2 protein-coding genes and 1 pseudogene are annotated in these 2,727 nt (G+C 63.3%); all 3 read left to right on the top strand.

Annotation, left to right across the window (positions count from 1 at the left end; genetic code table 11):
• Nucleotides 1–1,144 (top strand): LPS-assembly protein LptD (locus KAY22_RS27525; protein ID WP_296626223.1); only part of this gene is annotated, 1,144 nt, incomplete at its 5' end.
• Nucleotides 1,145–1,271: 127 nt separating this feature from the next.
• Nucleotides 1,272–2,564, top strand: coding sequence for a peptidylprolyl isomerase (locus tag KAY22_RS27520; protein WP_296626224.1), 1,293 nt, complete (start codon nucleotides 1,272–1,274; stop codon nucleotides 2,562–2,564).
• Between the two features lie 4 nt (nucleotides 2,565–2,568).
• Nucleotides 2,569–2,727: pseudogene (gene pdxA, locus KAY22_RS27515) on the top strand (4-hydroxythreonine-4-phosphate dehydrogenase); the annotation flags it as partial.

The following is a 2,727-nucleotide window of genomic DNA, read 5'->3' as shown; positions in this document are numbered from 1 at the left end:
GGGCTGGGCGGTCCAGACGCTGCGGATCAACGATCCGCAAGGGCAACAGCCGATAGCGCTGCCGGCGATCGACTATCGCCTGCGGATGACCGACCCGCTCGTGGGCGGCGTGCTCCAGTTGCAGCTCAATAGCCTGGCCCTAATCCGAACCAGTGGACAGGATACCCAGCGCGCGTTCGCCGCCGCCGAATGGAATCTGCGCCGCTACACCCCGCTGGGTCAGGAGATCACCCTGACCGGCTATCTGCGCGGAGACGTCTATCATACCGATCAGGTCGGCCAGACCGCGACGATCAGCTATCGTGGCGATCCGGGCTGGACGCCGCGCGGAATCGGTGCGCTGGCGATCGACGTCAAATGGCCGCTGATCGGCGACTTCTTTGCCGGCACGCAGCGGATCACCCCGCGCGTGCAGATTGTCGGTAGTCCCAAGACGAAGAATATGAGCATCCCGAACGAGGATGCGCGTGCAATCGATCTCGAGGACTCGAACCTCTTCGCGCTCAACCGCTTCTCGGGCTATGATCGATGGGAGGATGGCAGCCGCGTTACCTATGGCGCGGAGTGGTCGGTCGATCTGCCCGGAATTTCCTTCAATACGGTGGTCGGGCAGAGTTACCGCCTGACCAACAAGCCCAGCCTGCTGCCGGTCGGAACCGGCCTGTCCGATCGCCTGTCCGACATCGTCGGGCGGACGACGCTGAAATATGGCCGCTTCCTCGAACTGACCCACCGTTTCCGGCTCGACAAGGACAATTTTGCCGTCCGCCGGAACGAGATCGACGCGACGATCGGAACGCGCAAGACCTACGCCCTGATCGGCTATCTCAAGCTCAACCGCGACATTGCCTCGACGATCGAGGATCTGCGCGACCGCGAGGAGGTCCGCCTCGGTGGCCGGGTCCAGATCGCGCGCTACTGGTCGATCTTCGGTTCGACTGTCATCGATCTGACCGGACCGAAGGAAGACCCGACCACCCTGTCCGACGGATATCAGCCCATCCGTCATCGCCTGGGCATCCTCTACGATGACGACTGCATCGAGGTTGGAGTGACCTGGCGCCGCGAATATGCGGCGATCGGCGACGCCCGGCGGGGCAACACATATTTGTTGCGACTGGCGCTCAAGAATTTGGGCCGCTAAGCGTGCATTCAGCGGATCGGTGAAATAATCACCACATTCGACACTCATCGAGGATTAGGTCTTGGTACGCGGAAAGAAGCTGGGTCGGGGTGGAAAGCTATTCTATGCGGTGACAGCCCTCGCGCTGTTGGCCCCGCCAGCGTCCAGCCAGATGGCGGGCGACCCCAATGAGGACCTCTCGGGTGCACTCAACATTCCGAAGGATATCACCGTCTTCGGCAACCGCGATCCCAATGTCCGGACGGCCACGGCGATCGTCAACGGCACGATCATTACCCAGACCGATGTCGAGCAGCGCCTGGCGCTCGTCGTCGCGGCCAATGGCGGCCGCATTCCGCAGGAAGAACTCGAACGGCTGCGGCTTCAGGTTCTTCGCAACCTGATCGACGAAACCTTGCAGATTCAGGAAGCAAAAGCGCAGAAGATCGAAGTCGCGCCCGAAGAGGTGCAGCAGACCTACGACCGCGTTGCATCGAATTTCCGGAAGACGCCAAAGGACTTCGCGGCTTTCCTGCGCGAGAAGGGATCTTCGGAACTGTCGATCAAGCGGCAGATCGAGGGCGAGGCCGCCTGGCGTCGCGTGCTCAGCCGCCGCATCGAGCCGTTCGTCGCAGTCAGCGAGGAAGAGGTCAATGCGATCATCAATCGCCTGAAGGCCTCCAAGGGCGAAAATGAATATCATGTCGGCGAGATCTTCCTCTCGGCCACGCCGGAGACGATGGGCGAAGCTGGCGCCAACGCGCAGCGCATCATCGAGCAGATCCAGCGCGGTGCATCTTTCGCCGCTTATGCCCGCCAGTTCTCGGAAGCCTCGACCGCAGCGGTCGGCGGCGATCTGGGCTGGGTTCGCGCCGAGCAGCTGCCCGAGCAGCTTTCCGGTGTCGTGACGCAGCTGCAGAACGGCCAGATCAGCACGCCCATCGCCGTTCCCGGTGGCTATTCGATCCTGCTGCTGATCGACAAGCGGCAGGTGCTGGGCGTCGACCCGCGCGACGCACAGCTGCTGCTCAAGCAGCTGACGGTCACCTTCCCGCCCAATATCACGCAGGCGCAGGCCACCCCGAAGCTGGAAGCCTTTGCCAAGGCGGTCAAGGACATCCAGGGCTGCGGCAAGGCCAATGAGGTCGCGCAGTCGGTCGGTGCCGACGTCGTTAACAACGACCAGATGACCATCCGGGATCTGCCGCCCCAGTTGCAGGATCTGATGCTCAACCTGCAGGTCGGACAGGCGACCCCGCCTTTCGGCTCGCTGAAAGACGGCGTCCGTGCGCTCATCCTGTGCGGCCGCGATGACCCCGCACCGACCTCGGGTCCGTCCTTCGAACAGATCCAGTCGCAGATCGAGCAGGATCGGGTCAACCGGCGAGCCCAGCGCTATCTCCGCGACCTGCGGCGCGATGCGGTGATCGAGTATCGCTGACGCGATGGACATTGCGCCCCTTGCCGTCGCCCTCGGGGATCCGGCGGGCATTGGCCCCGAAATCGTGGCCAAGGCCTGGGACGCGCGGCTCCAACATGATCTGGCCCCCTTCTTCGCGGTCGGCGATCAGCGTTCGATCGAGGCTGTCTGGTCCGGCCCGATC

The organism is Rhizorhabdus sp., from assembly GCF_018006725.1.
Lineage (GTDB): Bacteria > Pseudomonadota > Alphaproteobacteria > Sphingomonadales > Sphingomonadaceae > Rhizorhabdus.
The sequence above is the reverse complement of the archived record's forward strand: the minus strand, read 5'-3'. Positions and strand labels throughout refer to the sequence as shown.